17 protein-coding genes are annotated in these 18,822 nt (G+C 58.4%); 14 read left to right on the plus strand and 3 right to left on the minus strand.

Annotated features, from left to right (window positions below; all coding sequences use genetic code 11):
* Positions 1-159: 159 nt before the first annotated feature.
* The 5 genes from arfB to ACEN2J_RS00680 all read left to right on the plus strand — a co-directional run bounded on the left by arfB (position 160) and on the right by ACEN2J_RS00680 (position 4,771).
* On the plus strand, positions 160-582 hold the full coding sequence (gene arfB / locus ACEN2J_RS00660) for an alternative ribosome rescue aminoacyl-tRNA hydrolase ArfB (RefSeq protein WP_442102427.1): 423 nt from the start codon (positions 160-162) through the stop codon (positions 580-582).
* Entirely contained in the window at positions 579-1,838 is a 1,260-nt protein-coding gene (locus ACEN2J_RS00665) for an aspartate aminotransferase family protein (RefSeq protein ID WP_442102429.1), read from the plus strand. Before arfB ends, ACEN2J_RS00665 begins: the two co-directional genes overlap by 4 nt.
* On the plus strand, positions 1,835-2,773 hold the full coding sequence (locus tag ACEN2J_RS00670) for a phosphotransferase enzyme family protein (RefSeq protein ID WP_442102431.1): 939 nt from the start codon (positions 1,835-1,837) through the stop codon (positions 2,771-2,773). Before ACEN2J_RS00665 ends, ACEN2J_RS00670 begins: the two co-directional genes overlap by 4 nt.
* Positions 2,770-3,228, plus strand: a complete 459-nt coding sequence (locus ACEN2J_RS00675) for an NUDIX hydrolase (RefSeq protein WP_442102433.1) — start codon at positions 2,770-2,772, stop codon at positions 3,226-3,228. The genes ACEN2J_RS00670 and ACEN2J_RS00675 overlap by 4 nt, the downstream gene beginning before the upstream one ends.
* A 73-nt stretch (positions 3,229-3,301) precedes the next feature.
* On the plus strand, positions 3,302-4,771 hold the full coding sequence (locus ACEN2J_RS00680; protein WP_442102435.1) for an inorganic phosphate transporter: 1,470 nt from the start codon (positions 3,302-3,304) through the stop codon (positions 4,769-4,771).
* A 117-nt stretch (positions 4,772-4,888) separates the two neighbouring features.
* Here ACEN2J_RS00680 and pncB read toward each other — a convergent pair whose 3' ends face one another.
* Positions 4,889-6,181 carry a nicotinate phosphoribosyltransferase gene (gene pncB, locus ACEN2J_RS00685; RefSeq protein ID WP_442102436.1) on the minus strand — a complete coding sequence of 431 codons (1,293 nt, stop codon included), beginning with the start codon at positions 6,179-6,181 and terminating at the stop codon, positions 4,889-4,891.
* A gap of 117 nt (positions 6,182-6,298) precedes the next feature.
* Between pncB and argC the strand changes: the two genes are divergently transcribed.
* Complete coding sequence (argC, locus tag ACEN2J_RS00690; protein WP_442102438.1) at positions 6,299-7,207, plus strand: N-acetyl-gamma-glutamyl-phosphate reductase; 909 nt, start codon at positions 6,299-6,301, stop codon at positions 7,205-7,207.
* Here argC and pncA read toward each other — a convergent pair.
* On the minus strand, positions 7,204-7,797 hold the full coding sequence (pncA, locus tag ACEN2J_RS00695; protein WP_442102439.1) for a bifunctional nicotinamidase/pyrazinamidase: 594 nt from the start codon (positions 7,795-7,797) through the stop codon (positions 7,204-7,206). The two genes, argC and pncA, sit on opposite strands and share 4 nt — an antisense overlap.
* A 67-nt stretch (positions 7,798-7,864) precedes the next feature.
* Between pncA and trhO the strand changes: the two genes are divergently transcribed.
* From trhO to ACEN2J_RS00710, 3 genes are all read left to right on the plus strand, one after another.
* Positions 7,865-8,770 (plus strand): oxygen-dependent tRNA uridine(34) hydroxylase TrhO, encoded by a 906-nt coding sequence (trhO, locus tag ACEN2J_RS00700; RefSeq protein ID WP_442102688.1) that lies wholly within the window; start codon positions 7,865-7,867, stop codon positions 8,768-8,770.
* Positions 8,771-8,882: 112 nt separating this feature from the next.
* Entirely contained in the window at positions 8,883-9,335 is a 453-nt protein-coding gene (locus ACEN2J_RS00705) for a c-type cytochrome (protein WP_442102440.1), read from the plus strand.
* 148 nt (positions 9,336-9,483) lie between these two features.
* Positions 9,484-10,260: an NYN domain-containing protein gene (locus ACEN2J_RS00710; protein ID WP_442102441.1), complete on the plus strand. Its 777-nt coding sequence runs from the start codon at positions 9,484-9,486 to the stop codon at positions 10,258-10,260.
* On the opposite strand, the gene ACEN2J_RS00715 is transcribed toward ACEN2J_RS00710, so the two are convergent.
* Positions 10,233-11,507, minus strand: coding sequence for a glycosyltransferase (locus ACEN2J_RS00715; protein ID WP_442102442.1), 1,275 nt, complete (start codon positions 11,505-11,507; stop codon positions 10,233-10,235). The genes ACEN2J_RS00710 and ACEN2J_RS00715 overlap by 28 nt on opposite strands.
* Positions 11,508-11,641: 134 nt before the next feature.
* Between ACEN2J_RS00715 and accD the strand changes: the two genes are divergently transcribed.
* From accD to ACEN2J_RS00740, 5 genes are all read left to right on the plus strand, one after another.
* Positions 11,642-12,577 carry an acetyl-CoA carboxylase, carboxyltransferase subunit beta gene (accD, locus tag ACEN2J_RS00720; protein ID WP_442102443.1) on the plus strand — a complete coding sequence of 312 codons (936 nt, stop codon included), beginning with the start codon at positions 11,642-11,644 and terminating at the stop codon, positions 12,575-12,577.
* Positions 12,578-12,609: 32 nt separating this feature from the next.
* Complete coding sequence (locus ACEN2J_RS00725; RefSeq protein WP_442102689.1) at positions 12,610-13,842, plus strand: bifunctional folylpolyglutamate synthase/dihydrofolate synthase; 1,233 nt, start codon at positions 12,610-12,612, stop codon at positions 13,840-13,842.
* Between the two features lie 236 nt (positions 13,843-14,078).
* Entirely contained in the window at positions 14,079-16,931 is a 2,853-nt protein-coding gene (locus ACEN2J_RS00730) for a monovalent cation/H+ antiporter subunit A (protein WP_442102444.1), read from the plus strand.
* A 1-nt stretch (position 16,932) separates the two neighbouring features.
* Entirely contained in the window at positions 16,933-17,307 is a 375-nt protein-coding gene (locus ACEN2J_RS00735; RefSeq protein WP_442102446.1) for a Na+/H+ antiporter subunit C, read from the plus strand.
* The gene (locus ACEN2J_RS00740) at positions 17,304-18,818 is read left to right on the plus strand and encodes a monovalent cation/H+ antiporter subunit D (protein WP_442102448.1); all 1,515 of its coding nucleotides are present in this window, start codon (positions 17,304-17,306) and stop codon (positions 18,816-18,818) included. Before ACEN2J_RS00735 ends, ACEN2J_RS00740 begins: the two co-directional genes overlap by 4 nt.
* Positions 18,819-18,822 lie beyond the last annotated feature (4 nt).

Consider the following 18,822-nt stretch of genomic DNA (forward strand, 5'->3'; position numbering starts at 1 on the left):
GTCAAGCCTGACCTTGGGTGGACTGGGGGCGAGGATGCTGCGGGTATTACGATCTTTGCGCTGGCGGGGCAGCCTATGCACAGATTGCCGCTGATCAAGGTAATGAATATTGCGTGACGCCCCCCTTTCGCTCGGCGTTATTTCGGTTAGGTTCACAGCATGTTGCGCATCAATGATGAAATAACGCTCGCGGATTGGGAGCTGTCAGAAAGCTTTACACGTGCCTCTGGCCCCGGTGGTCAGAACGTGAACAAGGTTTCAACAGCTGTGGAACTGCGATTTGAGGCAGAGCGGTCGCCCCACCTGCCCGGCCCGGTGAAAACCCGGCTAAAGCGGCTTGCCGGCAGGCGGTGGACGCTGGAGGGGGCGATCGTGATCCGCGCCGAGGAAACCCGCAGCCAGATCCGCAACCGCGAGATTGCGCGGGAACGATTGGTCGAGATGATCCGCGCGGCATTGGTTGCGCCCAAACGTAGGATTGCGACCAAGCCAACCTATGGCAGCCAAAAACGCAGGCTGGCGGCCAAATCGGTGCGCGGCACAGTGAAATCCTTGCGGGGCAAAGTGGAGCCGGATGAATGAGTGAAACGATTGCTGACCGCCGCGCCCGACTTATGGGGCCGAATGTGCCGACCTTTTATCGCACCCCCGTGCATATTGTGCGCGGTGAGGGGGTTTGGCTGTGGGATGCGGCGGGCAAACGCTATCTCGATTGCTACAACAACGTGCCGCATGTGGGGCATTGCCATCCGGCTGTGGTAGGCGCGATTGCCAAACAAGCAGCGATTTTAAACACCCATACGCGCTATCATCACGACCTTGTGCTGGATTATATCGAACAGCTAACCGCGCGGCTGGGCCACGGCATTTCGCAATGTATCATGACCTGCACAGGGTCTGAGGCGAATGATATCGCCCTGCGGATGGCGCAGGCGGTGACAGGTAAGATCGGGGTGATTGCCACGGATAACACCTATCACGGGAACACGACTGCGACCTCGGCCCTGTCGTCGCGCCGCCCTCCAATTGGGGGATATCCGGCGCATGTGCGGCTGGTGCCTGCGCCCGACAGTTTGCGCAATCCTGACCCCGATGGCAGTATTTTCGCGGGCCATATCAAGGCGGCGATTGACGATCTGAATGCGCGTGGCATTGGCTTTTCGGGCATGATGCTGTGCCCGGCCTTTGCCAATGAGGGCATCCCCACCGTCACCCCCGGATTTTTTACAAAGGCAGAGACGGTGATCCGCGCGGCGGGGGGCCTTGTGATGTGTGATGAGGTGCAGCCCGGTTTTGGCCGCATGGGCAGCCATTTCTGGGGGCATGAATGGTTGGGCCTGACGCCTGATATCGTGACCTGCGGCAAGCCTATGGCGAACGGTCACCCCGTGGCCGCTGTGCTGGCGCGGCCTGATGTGATGGCGGCATTCCGCACCGCCTTTGGCTATTTTAATACGTTCGGCGGCAACCCTGTGTCGGCGGCAGCCTGCCTTGCCACGCTAAAAGTGATCGACGACGAAGACTTGCAAGAGAACGCCGCCCAAACCTCGGCCTATGTGATGGAACGTCTGCGTGCCCTGCGCCACCCCTTGCTGGCCGAAGTGCGCGGCGTGGGCATGTTCTTTGGGGCCGAATTTGTGCTGGACGCCGACAACACCCCAGCCACGGCGTTTGTTGAGGATCTGGTCGAGGCAATGGTGGCCAAAGGCTTTATCCTGAACCGGATTGGCCGCGCTGGGAATACGCTGAAAATCCGCCCGCCCTTGCCGTTCGGGCGTGAACACGCAGACTTACTAATCGATGCGCTACATAACGCATTGCAAGAGGTACCTGCATGACCATCGAGCAACTGGCGGCCGAGGCGGCGGCACATTGGGGCGGCACACTGCTGGCCCTGATCCGCAACCGTGAAAACGCGGTGTTTCGGATGGCTTTGCCCAACGGCGGCTTTGCTGCGTTGCGGCTGCACCGTGTCGGCTACCAAACGGCGGCTGCGATTGAGTCTGAGCTGTGGTTTTGTGGCGCTTTGGCCGACCGCGGCTTGCCAGTGCCGCGTGCTTTGGCTGCGAAGGGTGGCGGGGTGTTGGTGGTGCTGTCATCGGGGCGTATGGCCTCGGCGGTGGAATGGCTTGCGGGGGCGCCGCTGGGGGATGCGGGCGTGCCACTGACGGGCGGGGCCAAAGACCAAGCCGCAACGCATTATGCGTTGGGGCAGGTGTTGGCGCGCATCCATTCGGCGACGGAAACCCTTGGCTTGCCCCAAGGTTTCAAGCGCCCCGCGTGGGATATTGATGGCCTTACCGGCGAGACGCCATTTTGGGGCCGGTTCTGGGAACATCCTGCGTTAACGCCTGCCGAGCAGGGCAAAATGTGTGCCGCCCGCCAGTTTTTGCGCGCAGGCCTGCAAGACCATGCACAATCCGCCCCACTGATCCCTATTCATGCGGATGTATTGCGTGAAAATATTCTGGTGGATGGCACCGCGCTGTCGCTAATCGACTTTGACGATAGCGGGCTTGGATTTGCGCTCTATGATCTTGGCACCGTCTTGTCACAAAACCTTTACGAACCCGCCTTTGCCGAAATCCGTGCGGGGTTGATTGGCGGTTATGAAACTTCGCGTCCAGTGGACGCACGGGCGGTTGATCTGTTTACGCTGGCGCGCTGCTTGGCATCGGTGGGGTGGACCATGCCACGGCTTGCGCCAGATGATCCGGTTATGCGCAGCCATATTGCCCGTGCGCTGCTCTGCGCCGAACGGATTATGGCATGATCCCGACCGCCCTGCGCACCCTATACAGTCTGTTCTTTCGTCCCAACCTGCTGCAAGTTGCGGCGCTGTGTTGGCGTGAAAACGCTGGCGAACGGCAGGTTTTGCTGGTCCGCAGCCTCGATAGCAACCGTTGGATTGTCCCCAAGGGCTGGCCCATGCGCGGCAAAACCTTGGCCGAGGCCGCCGCGATTGAGGCGTGGGAGGAGGCTGGCGTAAAGGGCACAATCGCGCCCGAAGCAATCGGCAGTTTTCAGTATGAAAAACAGCGTGGCAGCGGTGTAAAGCAATCCTGCGATGCGCTGGTTTTTGACCTGCATGTCACCAATCTTGAAGCGGAATTTCCAGAAGCCAACCTGCGCAAGCCCCGCTGGTTCTCGGCCGAGGAGGCCGCCAAACGTGTCCGAGAGCCTGAATTACAGGCGCTTATCCTGATGCATTTGACGAAAACCGCCTGATCGTCGTTGTTTCCGGGAAAAAAACCAGCTAGCACCGCTGCGAATTGTAACACTCGCATGACAGGCCTTCATAATGACCGACCGCCCTGTGAACCAGTGGAAGACGCTGGACAAAGATCTTAACCGTATTTCGCATCTGGAACAGGCCACGCAATATGTGGCACGCCCGCTGATAGCGCCCGGCATCGGGTTGGCGTTTATCGTCATTGTGGCGATCGTTGCGGCGGTTTTGACCGGCGGCACCCAAGACCAATTAATCGTGATTTCGGCGGCAGTTTTCGGGGCCTATATGGCGCTGAACATTGGCGCGAATGATGTGGCCAACAACATGGGGCCTGCGGTGGGTGCGAATGCGCTGACCATGGGCGGTGCGATTGCGATTGCGGCAGTGTTTGAAACCGCTGGCGCGTTGTTGGCGGGCGGTGATGTTGTGTCGACCATTTCCGGCGGTATCGTTTCACCCGAAAGCCTTGCTGACCAAACCACCTTTATCTGGGCGATGATGGCGGCGCTGATTTCGGCGGCACTGTGGATCAACCTTGCGACATGGATGGGCGCGCCGGTTTCAACCACGCATTCGGTTGTCGGCGGGGTTATGGGCGCAGGTATTGCGGCGGCAGGTTTGGCTGCGGTGAACTGGCCGACGATGGGGCAAATCGCGGCCAGCTGGGTGATCTCGCCCGTGTTGGGCGGGGCTGTTGCGGCGCTGTTTTTGGCGTTTATCAAGGCCAAGGTGGAACAGGCCGAGGATAAGATTGCTGCCGCCCGCCTGTGGGTGCCGATTTTGATTGCGATTATGGCGGGCGCGTTTGCGGCCTATCTGTCGATCAAAGGTTTGAAAAAGATTGTCAGCATTAATTTGCCGATGGCTTTGCTGATCGGGCTGGGGGTTGGCGTGTTGACGCAGATCATCACCAAACCGCTGATCCGCCGCCAATCCGAAGGGCTGGAAAACCGCAAAAAGTCGTTGAAAAAGCTGTTTGGCTGGCCGCTGGTCGCCTCGGCTGCGCTGCTGTCATTTGCGCATGGCGCGAATGATGTGGCCAATGCGGTGGGGCCACTGGCTGCGATTGTGCACGCAGTACAAGATTTTGATACGTCAAGCAAAGTGCAGATTCCGCTGTGGGTTATGGTTGTTGGCGCGGCAGGTCTATCGTTTGGCTTGATGCTGTTCGGGCCGAAATTGATCCGGATGGTGGGCAGCCAGATCACCAAGCTGAACCCGATGCGCGCCTATTGTGTCGCGCTTTCGGCGGCTATTACGGTGATTGTGGCGTCATGGTTGGGGCTGCCCGTTAGCTCGACCCATATCGCGGTGGGGGCGATTTTCGGGGTTGGGTTTTACCGTGAATTCCACGCAGAACGCCGCGCGCGCAAACTGGGCATTCTAAAGGGCAAGCCTGTCGCTGTTGAGGAACGCCGCCGCCGCAAGCTGGTGCGCCGGTCGCATTTCCTGACGATCGTTGCCGCTTGGGTTATCACGGTGCCTGCAACGGCGACCTTGTCGGCGGTTGTGTATATCTGCCTATCAAAACTGGCATAATAGCCCTGCGCCAGGCGTATTTTCGGCGGGCAAAATGGCCCGCCAGTTTGTTTCGCGGCGTATGAAACACCGCAAGGCGTGCTGGCCAGTTATGACTGCCTGATGCCCGTGTAAGGGCTAAACGATAACGTCTTGTGCCTTTTGCGCGCCCACATCAAACACCCGTTTATAGCGTGCGATTTCATCGGCGGGGCCCATCGCCTTGTTTGGGTTATCGCTCAGCTTAACCGTTGACCGCCCGTTGGCCGAAATGGCCTTACAGACAAGGCTGAACGGCGCCAGCGCATCATCGGCGACCAGCCCACGGAAATCATTGGTCAGCATCGTGCCCCAACCGAATGATACCTTAACCCGCCCTAGAAATTGCTTGTGCAGTTTCTCGATAATATCGACATCCAAGCCGTCCGAGAAAATGACCAGCTTTTGCTTTGGATCTTCGCCGCGGTCTTGCCACCACTTGATCGCGGTTTCGGCACCGGTGGCGGGGTCACCGCTATCAATGCGAATGCCGGTCCATTTGTTCAGCCAATCTGGCGCGTTTTTCAAAAAGCCTGCGGTGCCATAGGTGTCGGGCAGCATGATGCGCAGGTTGCCGTCATGCTCTTCGTGCCAATCAGCAAGCACCTGATAGGGGGCTTGTGCCAACTCCGCATCATTTTTTGCCAAGGCACTGTAAACCATCGGCAATTCATGGGCGTTGGTACCGATCGCCTCAACCTCGCTGCGTTTCGCGATCAGGCAATTTGAGGTGCCGGCAAAGGCATCGCCCAGCCCCTCTTGCATCGCCTGCACACACCAATCTTGCCACAAAAAGGAATGGCGGCGGCGGGTGCCGAAATCCGCAATTTTCAGGCCTTCGATCTTGCGCAGACGTTCGATTTTTTCCCACAGTTTTGTCATGGCGCGGGCATAGAGCACCTGCAATTCAAACTTGCCCATATGGCCCAAAACGGCGCGCCCACGCAGCTCCATCAATACGGCCAGTGCGGGGATTTCCCACATCATCACTTCGGGCCACTTGCCCTCAAACGTCAGCTCGTACTGGCCATCGCGTTTTTCAAGGTGATAGGGCGGCAGGCGCAGTTTCTCGAACCATTCGATGAAATCGGGGCTGAACATCTGGCGCTTGCCGTAAAAGGTGTTGCCGCGTAGCCAAGTGCTCTCACCCCGCGACAGGCTCAGGGTGCGGATATGATCCAGCTGTTCGCGCAGCTCGCCCTCATCCACCAAATCGGCAAGTCGCACCGATTTGGTCCGGTTAATCAGGCTAAAGGTGACATTGGTATCGGGTTTATTGCGGAAAACCGACTGGCACATCAGAAGCTTATAAAAATCGGTATCAATCAAAGACCGGACAATCGGGTCAATCTTCCATTTGTGGTTATGCACCCGCGTTGCAATATCGACCATGATCCGCCCCCAACTGTTCAAATCCCGTTAAATCAAGCTGATCGGCCCTTGTCCAGCTTGGCGAACGCGGCGCAAGCGTGTAAACAGGGGGCCAATCACACCAAAAGGGGTATGGATATGAGCGCGAAAGTCTTTATCGACGGCGAAGTTGGCACAACTGGCTTGCAAATCCGTGACCGCCTTGTGGGGCGCAAAGACATCACGTTGATTTCCTTGCCCGAAGATCGGCGCAAGGATGCGGGTGCGCGGGCCGATGCCTTTGCGCAGGCCGATGTTGCGATTTTGTGCCTGCCTGATGATGCCTCACGCGAAGCGGCGGTGATCTGTTCCACCCTGCCTACACGGCTGATCGACGCCAGCACGGCGCACCGTGTAAACCCCGATTGGGTGTACGGCTTTCCCGAATTGGCAGCAGGCCAGCGTGCGACGATTGCCGGTGCAAAGCTGGTGTCGAACCCCGGTTGCTATTCGACCTGCGCGATTGCGCTGCTGCGGCCGTTGACGGATGCGGGGCTGATTGCTGCGGAGGATGCCCTCTCCATCTTTGGCATTTCGGGCTATACCGGCGGCGGCAAAGCAATGATCGCTGAATATGAAAAGGGTGAGGCCACTGGCAATTTCATCTATGCAACGACCCAGCACCACAAGCATATGCCCGAGGTGATGCATTACGGCGGCGTCAGTCAATCGCCGATTTTTGTGCCAACGGTGGGTCAATATGCCCAAGGCATGATCGTGCAAATTCCGCTGCACACCAGCCGCGCCGTAGAGTTGCACGCCGCCCTGACCGCGCATTATGCGGGCAGCCAGTTTGTGTCGGTGCGCCCGCTTGGCCAAGAACAAGCCCGCGAAAACCCGCAGGCCTTCAACAACACCAACAAGCTGGAATTGTCGGTGCTGGGTGATGCTGCAGGGGGCCGCGTGGTGCTGTCGGCGATTTTGGACAACCTTGGCAAAGGTGCGTCAGGCGCTGCGGTGCAAAACCTGAACATCATGCTGGGGCTGGATGAGGACGCGGGCCTTTAGGCCACCACCACCCCCGCCGCTTTCATTTTCGCAACCATGCCCGCCAGCGACCCGTCAAGGTCTATGGCGCGGCAGAGGCCCATTTGCACGGTGACATCAAAGCCCAGCTTGGCCGCATCCAGCGCCGAATAGGCCACGCAAAAGTCGGTAGCTAAACCAACCAGCACCAGCTTGGTCAGGCCGCGCGTGCGCAGATAGCCCTCTAGCCCCGTCGGCGTGGTATGGTCGTTTTCAAAAAACGCCGAATAGCTGTCGATCTGGGGCCGGAACCCTTTGCGGATAATCATATCGGCACGGTCGGTGTTCAGGTCACTGTGAAAGGCCGCGCCACCCGTCCCTTGCACACAATGGGTCGGCCACAGCACTTGCGGGCCATAAGGCATCTCGATCATGCTGAACGGGTCCGCACCGTGACTGTCGGCAAAGGATGAATGCCCCGCAGGGTGCCAATCTTGCGTTAACACCACCGCAGCGAAATCATCCATCAGCCCGTTAATGCCCGCAATGATTTCATCACCACCCGCCACGGCCAGCGCGCCGCCGGGGCAAAAATCATTCTGTACATCAATCACAATAAGCGCGTTTGTCATGGGAACCTCATCTCCTGCGTCAACTGATACCTTGCCTTTTCGCGCCGACCACGGCAAGAGAATGCCCATGTTTACAATCGCAGCACTCTATCATTTCACCCGTTTCCCCGACTTTGCAGCCTTGCAACAGCCGCTGCTGGCCTTTGGCCGCGCCCACGCCATTCGCGGCTCGCTTTTGCTGGCGAACGAAGGCATCAATGGCACCATTTCAGGCGACCGCGCCGGAATTGATGCTATTCTAGCCTATATCCGCGCGCTTCCTGGCTGTGCCGATCTGGAACACAAGGAAAGCTGGGCCGAGGTTGAACCCTTTGGCCGCTTTAAGGTGCGGTTGAAAAAAGAAATCGTGTCGATGGGCCAGCCCGATATCGACCCGCGTGCCCGCGTTGGCCATTACCTGAACCCCGAGGAATGGAACGAGCTAATCTCATCACCGGATGTGGCGGTGATTGATACGCGCAATGATTATGAGTTCGGCCTCGGCACATTTGAGGGCGCGATTGACCCCGAAACCAAATCGTTCCGCGAATTCCCCGCATGGTGGGAGGCGAACAAAGACCGCTTTCACAACAAACGCATCGCGATGTTTTGCACTGGCGGGATTCGTTGTGAAAAATCAACGAACTATCTGCTGGGCCAAGGGGTTGAGGATGTGTTTCACCTGAAAGGTGGCATCCTGAAATACCTTGAGGACATGCCGCAGGAAAAAAGCCTGTGGAACGGCGAGTGCTATGTGTTCGACAACCGCGTGTCGGTGGGTCATGGCTTAGTGCCCGGCGATTATTCCACCTGCCACGGCTGCCGCCGCCCTGTTTCCGCCGAGGATAAAACCCGCCCCGAGTATGAGGAAGGCGTGTCTTGCCATCAGTGTATTGATGAGCACACGGACGCCGACCGCGAAAGGTTCCGCGAGCGGCAAAAGCAGATCAAGCTGGCGCGCGATCGGGGTGAACGGCATCTGGCCGACGGCTAAGCACCTTATATTCTGACAATAGCGTGAAAATCCGCCGATGCCGCGGCTGGAAACTTGGCGGATACCGGCAAGCGGTTATACTCTTTGGCAGAAACCAACAGGAGATAGCCCTATGCGATTCGTTGCCAAAGCCTTGATTGTTAGCCTGACCTTGACCGCCGGTGTCGCCGCCAATATCGCCATTGCCAAAGACGGCGTGCAGGACCCGACTGTCAAGGCCCGTATGGAGCTGATGGATACCATCGGCATGAACACCAAAATTTTGGGCGATATGGCAGGCGGAAAAGCCGCGTTTGACGCCAGCGCTGCCGAGGCCGCCAAGGCCGCGCTCGTTGCCGCTGCCGCTGATATTCCTGCCAAGTTTGAGGTTGAAGCCGATGACCCTGTTTCCGAGGCCCGCCCAGACATCTGGATGAACACCGAAGGGTTTATTGAGGATGCCAAAGGCCTAGAAACCGCAGCCGGCGCGATTGATGTCGCCTCGGTTGAGGGCATTCAGGCCGGTATGGGGGCCATTGGTGGCGCCTGCAAAGCCTGCCACTCGGATTTCCGCGCCAAAAAGTAAGTGGCCCTGCATTGACTGGCCCGCCCTGCACCCTGCAAGGCGGGCCGTTTTCGTGCGAATACTGCAGTGATACTGCGCCCCTGCGAATGCTCTCTGTCGCTGCGCCCAACCTTTTGCTAACATCGACCGAACTGCGAAAGGAAACACTATGCCAAACTCCCGCGCCCCACGGCTTGCCGTACTGATTGATGCCGACAACGTGCCTGCATCCTATGCCGAGGCGATCTTTGAAGAGATTGCCGGTTTGGGTGAGGCCTCGGTGCGGCGCATCTATGGCGACTGGTCAGCGCAACGCCTTGGCGGCTGGGCGCGTAAGGTGGCGGCCTTGGGGCTGGTGGCCGATCAGCAGTTTTCAAACACACGCGGCAAGAACGCGTCTGATATCGGGTTGGTGATTGCGGCGATTGATTTCCTGCATTCGGGCCTGTTTGACGGATTCGTTTTGGTCAGTTCTGACAGCGATTTCACCCGCCTTGCTGCGCGTATTCGCGAACAAGGGCTGGATGTGTACGGCATCGGCGAAAAGAAGACGCCCGAGGCGTTTCGGATGGCCTGCAAGCGGTTCATTTACGTCGAAAACCTTGGCAGCGATGAACCGATCGAAGAGCGCCCTGCCCCGCCCAAACCCGACCGCGGGATGATGCCCGAATTGCCAACCGAGGCCACAGAGCCCGTGCCCGCTCGTGGCGCAAAAGAGGCCCCGACCAAGGCAATTCCGCTGATCATCGCCGCAATGCGCGCGATTGACCCCGAGGGAGAGTGGTACTCATTGGGGCAAATCGGCCAATACATCACCCAAGGCGCGCCAGATTTTGACGTGCGCACCTATGGCAGCGCCAAGCTGTCGGACCTTGTCCGCAAGATCAGCCGGTTTGAGGTAAAACCCGGCCCCGGCGGTCAGCTTTTGGCGCGGGATGTGGCGTGATCTAGGGCCTGCGCCAACGCGCCCATAACCTGCGCACATTGGCCTACCGGCACCACGGCGGTATAGGACCAGCCGTGTTTGGTTTGCGCCAACTTTAAGGTTTCGTCATTCAGCAGGTCTGGGATGACGGCACCTTCAAGCCGCGCCGCAAGGGCTGCGCCAAGGCTTTCACCCTCTGCGAAATGCAGCTCAACCCCGATCCGCCGTGCGTTTGTTTGGCGGGTCAGGTGAAGCTGTGCTGTCGAGGCATGGGAAAACCGCAAGGTTTTACCATCGCTTTGCAGGTCAACCTGCAAGCACAGCGGCAAATCGGGCCGAATATCGGTGTAGAGTTGCTGCCAATAGGCCCTGTTCCGCGCCGCCTTTAGCGCCATGTCAGGGGTCGCGGCCTGCACGTCGGCAAGCCGTTGTGGCCCAGCATAGCCCGCGCCCTGCCACTGTTGCAGATTCTGCGCCCATTCGGGATAGGCAAGCTGCAAAGGCGCCGCATTCCAGAACTTGTCGGGCCCAATGGCATGGACCACCAGCGCAGCGCGCGCGCCCGCGGCGACAACCGGATGGTTGAACCGCTGATCCAGAAGATGCACAGGCACCCCACGCGATGCCGCCAGAAAATACACCGCCAGCTCATCCACCGAGGTTGTGCTGGTTTGCATGATCAACCGTGCGGCCATGGCGTAAAGATCAACGGTCGAAATCTTCACCCCCCGCCCCATGCCCAAAACGCCGCCGTTCAGCAGAGGCAAACGGCCATCGCCGCGCATATCGGCAAAGCTTTCCATCACCTCGGCCCGCCGCGCAAAGGCCCCTTGCGGCAAGGGCCGCCATGCCAACACATCGAAATTCCAAACCTCGGCCAGATTGCCTTGGACCAGCATATCAACATCAAGCCAGAGGCATTTGTCACAATCCGCCAGTAACTCGGGTAGTTCGAATTTGGCAAAGATCATCGGGCTGACCTGTTGCAAAATCGTGCTTAAATCCACATTGGCACCAAACCGTTGGGCCAGAACATCGCGGCCAAAGGGTCGAAACTGAATATTGGGCCAAAGCACGCGCAACTGGCCTTGGTCCTTCATGGTCAGCCCATCATGTAACACCACAAACGCGCCTGTATAGTCGGGATTATGCCGCCGAAACCCTGCAATCAAAGCGGCCAATGCAAAGGCATGATCGGCGGTGACCGCACAGACAATAGCGCGGCGCTCATTCGGGTTTTGGCCCACACCCAAGTTTTGCCCTGTCACACTGCGCCCCTTTGCGGTTGTTGCGTGCAGCTTGCAACTGCGCCTCATATCTTTCAACCCACCATCCCATTTGCATTTCCCCGCCTGTAGGCTTATTTGGGATGCAAGCAGAGCGACCAAAGGGCCAAGCACAGATGAACTGGATCACCAACTACGTCCGTCCAACCATTAACTCTTTGTTTTCGCGGCGCGAGGTGCCCGAAAACCTTTGGACGAAATGCGCCGAATGCGGCACCATGCTGTTTCACCGCGAATTGCGTGACAATCTGAATGTCTGCACGAGCTGCGATCATCACATGGCGATCACCCCGCGCGAACGCTTTACTGCGCTGTTTGATGGCGGAATTTTTGTCGAGGTAAAAGTGCCCGAGCCGGTCGCCGACCCGCTGCAATTTAGGGACCAAAAGAAATACCCCGAGCGTATGAAAGCCTCGCAAAAGGCAACGGGCGAAAAAGACGCGATGTTGGTGGTCGAGGGCGAGATTTCCCGCACGCCGATTGTGGCCGTGGGTCAGGACTTTTCCTTTATGGGGGGGTCGATGGGCATGTATGTTGGCAACGCCATTTTAGCGGCTGCTGAACGCGCGGTAAAACTGAACCGGCCTATGGTGCTGTTCTCGGCTGCGGGTGGGGCACGGATGCAGGAAGGTATCCTTAGCCTGATGCAGATGCCGCGCACGACCGTCGCCGTGGAAATGCTGCGTGAGGCAAAACTGCCCTATATCGTCGTGTTGACGCATCCGACCACGGGCGGGGTTACTGCATCTTATGCCATGCTGGGCGATGTGCAAATTGCCGAACCCAACGCGCTGATCTGTTTTGCCGGACCACGGGTGATTGAACAAACCATCCGCGAAAAGCTGCCCGAAGGGTTTCAGCGCGCCGAGTATTTGCTGGACCACGGGATGTTGGACCGCGTGACCCACCGCAAGGATATGCGCGAAGAGCTGGTAACAGTGCTGCGGATGTTGACCAAGCAATCGCCCGCCGTTCACGGTGATTTGCCCGCGCCCGAGCCTGTAGCCGCCACCAAGCCGGTTGCGGTGGAGCAGAAAGCCCCCGTAAAGTGAGCCGCATCAGTTCTGACGCGCTGTTAGAACGGATGATGACGCTTCATCCGAAGATTATTGACCTGACGCTGGACCGTGTGGTCCGGCTGCTGGCCGCACTTGGGCACCCAGAACGTGCTTTGCCGCCGGTTGTTCATATCGCTGGCACGAACGGCAAAGGCAGCACCCAAGCGATGATCCGCGCAGGGATGGAAGCGGCGGGCCTGCGGGTTCATGCCTATACCAGCCCGCATCTGGCACGGTTCCATGAACGCATCCGGCTGGCAGGTCAGCTGATTGATGAGCAGGCGTTGTCGGCCTTGCTGGATGAGTGCATCACCGCAAACGGCCCCGATGCAATTACGTTTTTTGAGGCGACGACCTGTGCGGCGATGCTGGCGTTTAGCCGTGTACCTGCCGATTATACCTTGCTAGAGGTCGGGCTTGGCGGCCGGTTGGATGCGACGAATGTGGTGGATAAGCCCGCGCTGACGATCATTACCCCTGTTTCCGTGGATCATCAGCAGTATCTGGGCGATACGCTGGCACTGATTGCTGGCGAAAAGGCCGGGATCATCAAACGCGGCGTGCCGTGTATCGTTGGCCCGCAAGCACCCGAAGGCTTTGAGGTGATTGAGGCCCGCGCTGCTAAGCTGGGCGCGCCGCTGCATGTGTTTGGCCAGCACTGGCATTGCTTTGCCGATCGTGGACGGATGGTGTTTCAGGATGAAAACGGGCTGCTGGATTTGCCTATGCCCAACCTGCCAGGCCCACACCAAATTCAAAACGCCGGGGCCGCGTTGATGGCGCTGCGACTGTTAGGGCAAGGCGACGCAGAGGCGGCGGTGACCCGTGCCGAATGGCCTGCCCGCATGCAACGGTTACGCACAGGCCCACTGGTTGACGCCGCGCCGGACGTGGAGCTGTGGCTGGACGGCGGCCATAACCCTGCAGGCGGTGAAGCGGTCGCCGCGACGCTGGCCGCGATGCCCAAACGCCCGACGCATTTGATTTGCGGCATGCTGAACACCAAGGATATCGGCGGCTACTTGCGGCCTTTGGCGGTGCATGCGGCCAGCCTTTCGGCGGTGTCTATTCCGGGTGAGGCTGCGACTTTACCAGCCGAGGCCACCTGTGCAGCGGCGGTGCGCGAAGGGATGCAGGCGGTTGAGGCGGCATCGGTGATTCAGGCCTTGCGGGCTATAGCAAAAAATGAGCCCTCGGCGCGGGTGTTGATTTGCGGGTCGCTGTATTTGGCGGGGCAAGTGCTGCGCGAAAACGGGTAGGGTAGCGGGGGCGCTCGCGCCCCCCTTCGCCTGACGGCGAATTCCCCCCTGAGGATATTTGGACCGAACAGAAAGCGGCGCGTTTGGCACTGCGGAATAAGTGTTAATCGTAGTAAATATCTGGTTTACCTTGACAGCGCGCCGCCTGTCGCACAGTTAAATAGTAACGGCTGACTTAACGTTTTCTGGCCGTTTTCAACCCTCTGACGACCCGAGCAACGAACGGAACAAATAGAATGTCCCTTGCCCTGATCGCCGCACTGCCGTTTCTTGGCGCGCTGCTCCCTGGCCTTTTGATCCGCGCGGGGCGAAATGCCTGCGCTACTGTTACCGGTTTGGTGACCGCGCTTGCCTTGCTGGGGGTATTGCTACATGCGCCCGCAGTGATGCGCGGCGAGGTGATTACGGCACGCATTGAGTGGTTGCCTGCGCTGGGGCTGAACGCCAACTTCTTTTTGGACGGGTTGGGGTTATTGTTTACCGTGCTGATCCTTGGGATTGGCCTGCTGATTATTTTATATGCGCGGTTTTACCTGTCGACCAAAGACCCAATGGGGCAATTTTACACTTATTTGCTGCTGTTCCAAGGCGCGATGGTTGGGATTGTTTTATCTGACAACATCCTGCTTTTGTTGATTTTCTGGGAATTGACGAGCCTTAGCTCTTTCCTTTTGATCGGGTTTTGGAAGCATCTGCCCGAAGGCCGCCAAGGCGCGCGCATGGCGTTGACCGTGACGGGTGCCGGTGGTTTGGCGATGATCGCGGGGATGTTGATTTTGGGCAATATCGTTGGGTCGTACGATCTAACGGTGATTTTGCAGAACAAAGACCTGATCCAAGGGTCGGAGTGGTATTTGCCTGCGTTGGTACTGATTTTGATTGGGGCGTTTACCAAATCGGCGCAGTTCCCGTTTCACTTTTGGTTGCCGCATGCGATGGCAGCACCCACGCCGGTTTCGGCCTATCTGCATTCGGCCACCATGGTTAAGGCCGGTCTGTTCCTGATGGCGCGGATGTGGCCGGTTTTGGCAGGCACACCCGAGTGGTTTTATATTGTGGCAACGACCGGCCTGATTACCATGATCATGGCCGCCAAGATTGCTTTTTTCAAAGATGACCTAAAGGCGCTGCTGGCGTTTTCGACCGTGTCGCATTTGGGCCTGATCACCATGCTTTTGGGTTTTGGCACCACCGAGGCGGCTGTGGTCGCGGTGTTTCACATCATTAACCACGCCACATTCAAGGCCGCTTTGTTTATGAGCGCGGGGATTGTGGACCATGAGGCGCATACCCGCGACATCAAGCGGCTGGGCGGGTTACGGCATTTGATGCCGATCACCTTTACCATCGTGTGTATTTCGGCGCTATCGATGGCGGGGATTCCGCCGCTAAACGGGTTCCTATCCAAGGAATTGATGCTGGAGGAAACGGTCCATACCGTTTGGGCTGGCAACCACTGGATTATGCCAGTGTTGGCAACGATTGGCGCGATGTTCTCGGTTGCGTATTCGTTCCGGCTGATCGCGCATACGTTCTTTGGCCCCGTGCGCGACGATTACCCCAGCAAGCCGCATGACCCCGGCTTTGGCATGTGGGCGGCACCTGCCTTTTTGGCGGTGTTGGTTGTGGCGATTGGCGTGATGCCGATGACAATGGTGGGCGATCTGGTGCGCACCACCGCCAGCGCTGTGATTGGCGGCGAGGCCGAGGTTTATATCAGCCATTGGCATGGTTTTGTGCCGGCGCTGTGGATGTCGATGATCGCGGTCGGGGCGGGCTTTATTCTGTTAGGGCTGCATCGCCCGCTGGATGCAATCTGGCTTGCAACCCCGCGCCCCGAGGCAAAGGCGATTTTCGACGGCGTGATGGAGCCTTTTGCCAAGGCTGCGCGCGCCGTGACGGATCGTCTGCATGACGGGTCCTTGGCGCGCTATTTGGCTGTGGCCACGCTGGCGATTTTGGCAGCTGGTTATTACGCGTATCAAACCGGTACTCATGCAGCCGGAACCCGTGCCCTGACAGTGATTGAGCCGGTACCCGCCGTTGGCTGGCTGCTGCTGATGGGGGCGACGGGGGCGCTGTTCACCTATCACCGCAACCGGCTACTGGCCTTAGTGTTGGTTGGTGTGATCGGGTTGATGGTATCGGTGGGTTTCGTGTACCTTTCCGCGCCAGACCTTGCGTTGACCCAGATCAGCGTTGAGGTGGCGACTGTGATGCTGCTGTTGCTGGCCTTGAACTTTTTGCCAAAGGAAAGCCCTGTTGAGAGCACTGCAGGCCGGCGTGGGCGTGACGGGTTTATCGCAGCGGCGGCAGGGCTTGGGATTGGCGCGCTGATCTATGCGTTGATGATGCGCGATTTCGCCTTTCCGACGATTGCCGATTATCATCTCGCCAATTCCAAAACCCTTGGCGGCGGAACGAACGTGGTCAACGTGATCCTCGTTGATTTCCGTGGCTATGATACCTTTGGCGAGATTACCGTTTTGGGCATTGCCGGTTTGGTGATTTACGCGCTGGTCGAGGGCCTGTTGCGTGGTGGGGCTGCGAATGACCGGTTGCTGGCATGGGTGCCAGATCAGAAACGTGCGGGTGATCGCCACCCGTTGATGCTGGTTGTGGCCACGCGGATGATCTTGCCGATCGCGCTGATGGTTGGCGTCTACATCTTTTTGCGGGGCCATAATGAACCCGGCGGCGGCTTTATCGCGGGGCTTGTTGTCGCGATTGCCACGATTATGCAATATATGGCCTCGGGCTTTGGCTGGGCGGCGGCACGGCAGCGGATTGATTATCACGCGCTAATCGGTTGGGGCGTGACGATTGCGGGCCTGTGTGGCATCGGCTCTTGGTTCGCGGCGCGGCCGTTTATGACCACCAATTTCGGCTATTTCAAACTGCCGTTTATTGAAAAGTTTGAGCTGGCCACGGCGGCGATTTTCGATCTGGGCGTGTTCCTGACGGTTGTTGGCGCGGTGATGCTGGCCTTGGCCTCAATCAGCCGGATCGCCATTCGTGCGGGTGAAACGGTCAATATCGAACCGTTTGATATTCAACCGGATGAAGAGCAAACCGAGGGGGCGCGCTGATATGGAACTTCTTGTCGCCTCGGCTGTTGGCCTGATGACTGCATGCGGGGTTTACCTTATCTTGCGCAAACGCACCTTCCCGGTGATCGTAGGGCTGGCCATGCTGTCTTATGCGGTGAACGTGTTTATCTTTGCCTCGGGGCGATTGGCGATTGGCCTGCCCGCGATCATAACCAAACACCCCGAAGGCTATACCGACCCGCTAACCCAAGCACTTGTTTTGACGGCGATTGTGATCAGCTTTGGCATGACGGCGCTGATCGTGATGATGGCGTTGGGCGCGTTTTTGGAAACCGGAGATGACTATATCGGCATGGAAGAGCGCGAACCGCCTGTAGAACCGCCCACCATCGACCTGAAGGAGGGCACGAAATGAACCATTGGATCATCGCCCCCGTCATTTTGCCTGCAATGCTGGCGCCGTTTATCGTGCTGGTGATGCGGCATGATCTGTCATTGCAAAGGGTGTTTTCGACGGTTGGCACAGCGGTTCTGGCCGCGATTTCGCTGGTTTTGTTGTATACCGCCGCACATAACCCGCCCGAAGTGTACTACCTTGGCAACTGGCCCGCGCCCTTTGGCATCGTTTTGGTGTTGGACCGTTTGTCGGCCATGATGATCGCGCTGACGGCGGTTTTGGCGCTGTTGGTGCAGCTTTATGCCATTGGCACCAGCTGGGATGCCCGCGGCAACCATTTTCACGCATTGTTTCAGTTTCAGTTAATGGGGCTCTGTGGTGCGTTTCTAACCGGCGATGCGTTTAACTTGTTCGTGTTTTTTGAGGTGCTGCTGATCGCAAGCTACGGGTTGATGATCCACGGTGGCGGCGCGAACCGGCTAAAGGCGGGCGTGCAATATGTGGCCTATAACCTTGTTGGATCGACGCTGTTTTTGTTTGCACTGGCGACGATTTATTCGGTGACTGGCACGCTGAACATGGCCGATCTGGCGGTCAAGGTGGCCGAGCTGCCTGCGGGCGATGCCGCCTTACTGCGCGTAGGCGCGGTGCTGTTGCTGCTGGTCTTTGCTGTCAAAGGTGCGCTGGTGCCGCTGCAATTTTGGTTACCCGCCACCTATAGCTTCGCACCCGGCCCTGTGGCCGCGCTGTTTGCGGTTATGACCAAGGTTGGCGCCTATGCGGTGATCCGCGTGTTTACGCTGATCTTTCCGCCAGAAACTGCGGCCACCGGCACATTGTTTGCCGACATTCTACTGCCTGCCGCGATCATCACGCTGATCGTCGGGGCGATTGGGGTGATCGGGGCCACGGGCATGGCGCGGCTGGTGGCCTTTGCCGCCATCGGGTCGATGGGCACGCTGTTTATCGCGGTGTCACAGTTCACGCCGCAGGCGATGACAGCGGGCCTCTATTACCTCATCCACTCGACCCTCGCCACGGCGGCGCTATTTTTGGTGGTGGATCTGGTCCAAGACAGGCGCGGCAATGACAGCCTGCGTGTGGCTTTGCCGCCTACAGGGCAACATGGGCTGATGACGGCGCTGTTTTTCGGCGGGGCCATTGCGATGGCCGGCATGCCGCCGCTATCGGGGTTCTTGGGCAAGCTGTTGGTGATGGATGCCACGCGCGGCGCGAATATGGCGGTGATCTGGACGGCGATCCTTGTGACGTCACTAGTCACCATCATCGGCTTTTCGCGTGCAGGCTCGCAGGTGTTCTGGAAGGCTTATGCCACGACAACCACCCTGCCAAAGCCCGAAGGCAAACCCGAGCCGCTGGCCTTTGCCGTGGTCATGTCGCTGCTGGCGGCATTGGTTGCGCTGACGGTTATGGCAGGGCCAGTCACCGATTGGCTGGGCGATACAAGCACCGAATTGTTTGACAAAACGGCCTATATCAACGCCGTTTTGAACCCGGTAAAGGAGTAGGTCG

This window comes from Pseudorhodobacter sp. W20_MBD10_FR17 (assembly GCF_052119765.1).
GTDB lineage: Bacteria > Pseudomonadota > Alphaproteobacteria > Rhodobacterales > Rhodobacteraceae > Pseudorhodobacter.

Excerpts from the sequence above, each read along its gene's own strand:
- arfB (WP_442102427.1), top strand. The coding sequence starts at position 160 with ATGTTGCGCATCAATGATGAAATAACGCTCGCGGATTGGGAGCTGTCA.
- ACEN2J_RS00665 (WP_442102429.1), top strand. The coding sequence starts at position 579 with ATGAGTGAAACGATTGCTGACCGCCGCGCCCGACTTATGGGGCCGAAT.
- ACEN2J_RS00670 (WP_442102431.1), top strand. The coding sequence starts at position 1,835 with ATGACCATCGAGCAACTGGCGGCCGAGGCGGCGGCACATTGGGGCGGC.
- ACEN2J_RS00675 (WP_442102433.1), top strand. The coding sequence starts at position 2,770 with ATGATCCCGACCGCCCTGCGCACCCTATACAGTCTGTTCTTTCGTCCC.
- ACEN2J_RS00680 (WP_442102435.1), top strand. The coding sequence starts at position 3,302 with ATGACCGACCGCCCTGTGAACCAGTGGAAGACGCTGGACAAAGATCTT.
- pncB (WP_442102436.1), bottom strand. The coding sequence starts at position 6,181 with ATGGTCGATATTGCAACGCGGGTGCATAACCACAAATGGAAGATTGAC.
- argC (WP_442102438.1), top strand. The coding sequence starts at position 6,299 with ATGAGCGCGAAAGTCTTTATCGACGGCGAAGTTGGCACAACTGGCTTG.
- pncA (WP_442102439.1), bottom strand. The coding sequence starts at position 7,797 with ATGACAAACGCGCTTATTGTGATTGATGTACAGAATGATTTTTGCCCC.
- trhO (WP_442102688.1), top strand. The coding sequence starts at position 7,865 with ATGTTTACAATCGCAGCACTCTATCATTTCACCCGTTTCCCCGACTTT.
- ACEN2J_RS00705 (WP_442102440.1), top strand. The coding sequence starts at position 8,883 with ATGCGATTCGTTGCCAAAGCCTTGATTGTTAGCCTGACCTTGACCGCC.
- ACEN2J_RS00710 (WP_442102441.1), top strand. The coding sequence starts at position 9,484 with ATGCCAAACTCCCGCGCCCCACGGCTTGCCGTACTGATTGATGCCGAC.
- accD (WP_442102443.1), top strand. The coding sequence starts at position 11,642 with ATGAACTGGATCACCAACTACGTCCGTCCAACCATTAACTCTTTGTTT.
- ACEN2J_RS00725 (WP_442102689.1), top strand. The coding sequence starts at position 12,610 with ATGATGACGCTTCATCCGAAGATTATTGACCTGACGCTGGACCGTGTG.
- ACEN2J_RS00730 (WP_442102444.1), top strand. The coding sequence starts at position 14,079 with ATGTCCCTTGCCCTGATCGCCGCACTGCCGTTTCTTGGCGCGCTGCTC.
- ACEN2J_RS00735 (WP_442102446.1), top strand. The coding sequence starts at position 16,933 with ATGGAACTTCTTGTCGCCTCGGCTGTTGGCCTGATGACTGCATGCGGG.
- ACEN2J_RS00740 (WP_442102448.1), top strand. The coding sequence starts at position 17,304 with ATGAACCATTGGATCATCGCCCCCGTCATTTTGCCTGCAATGCTGGCG.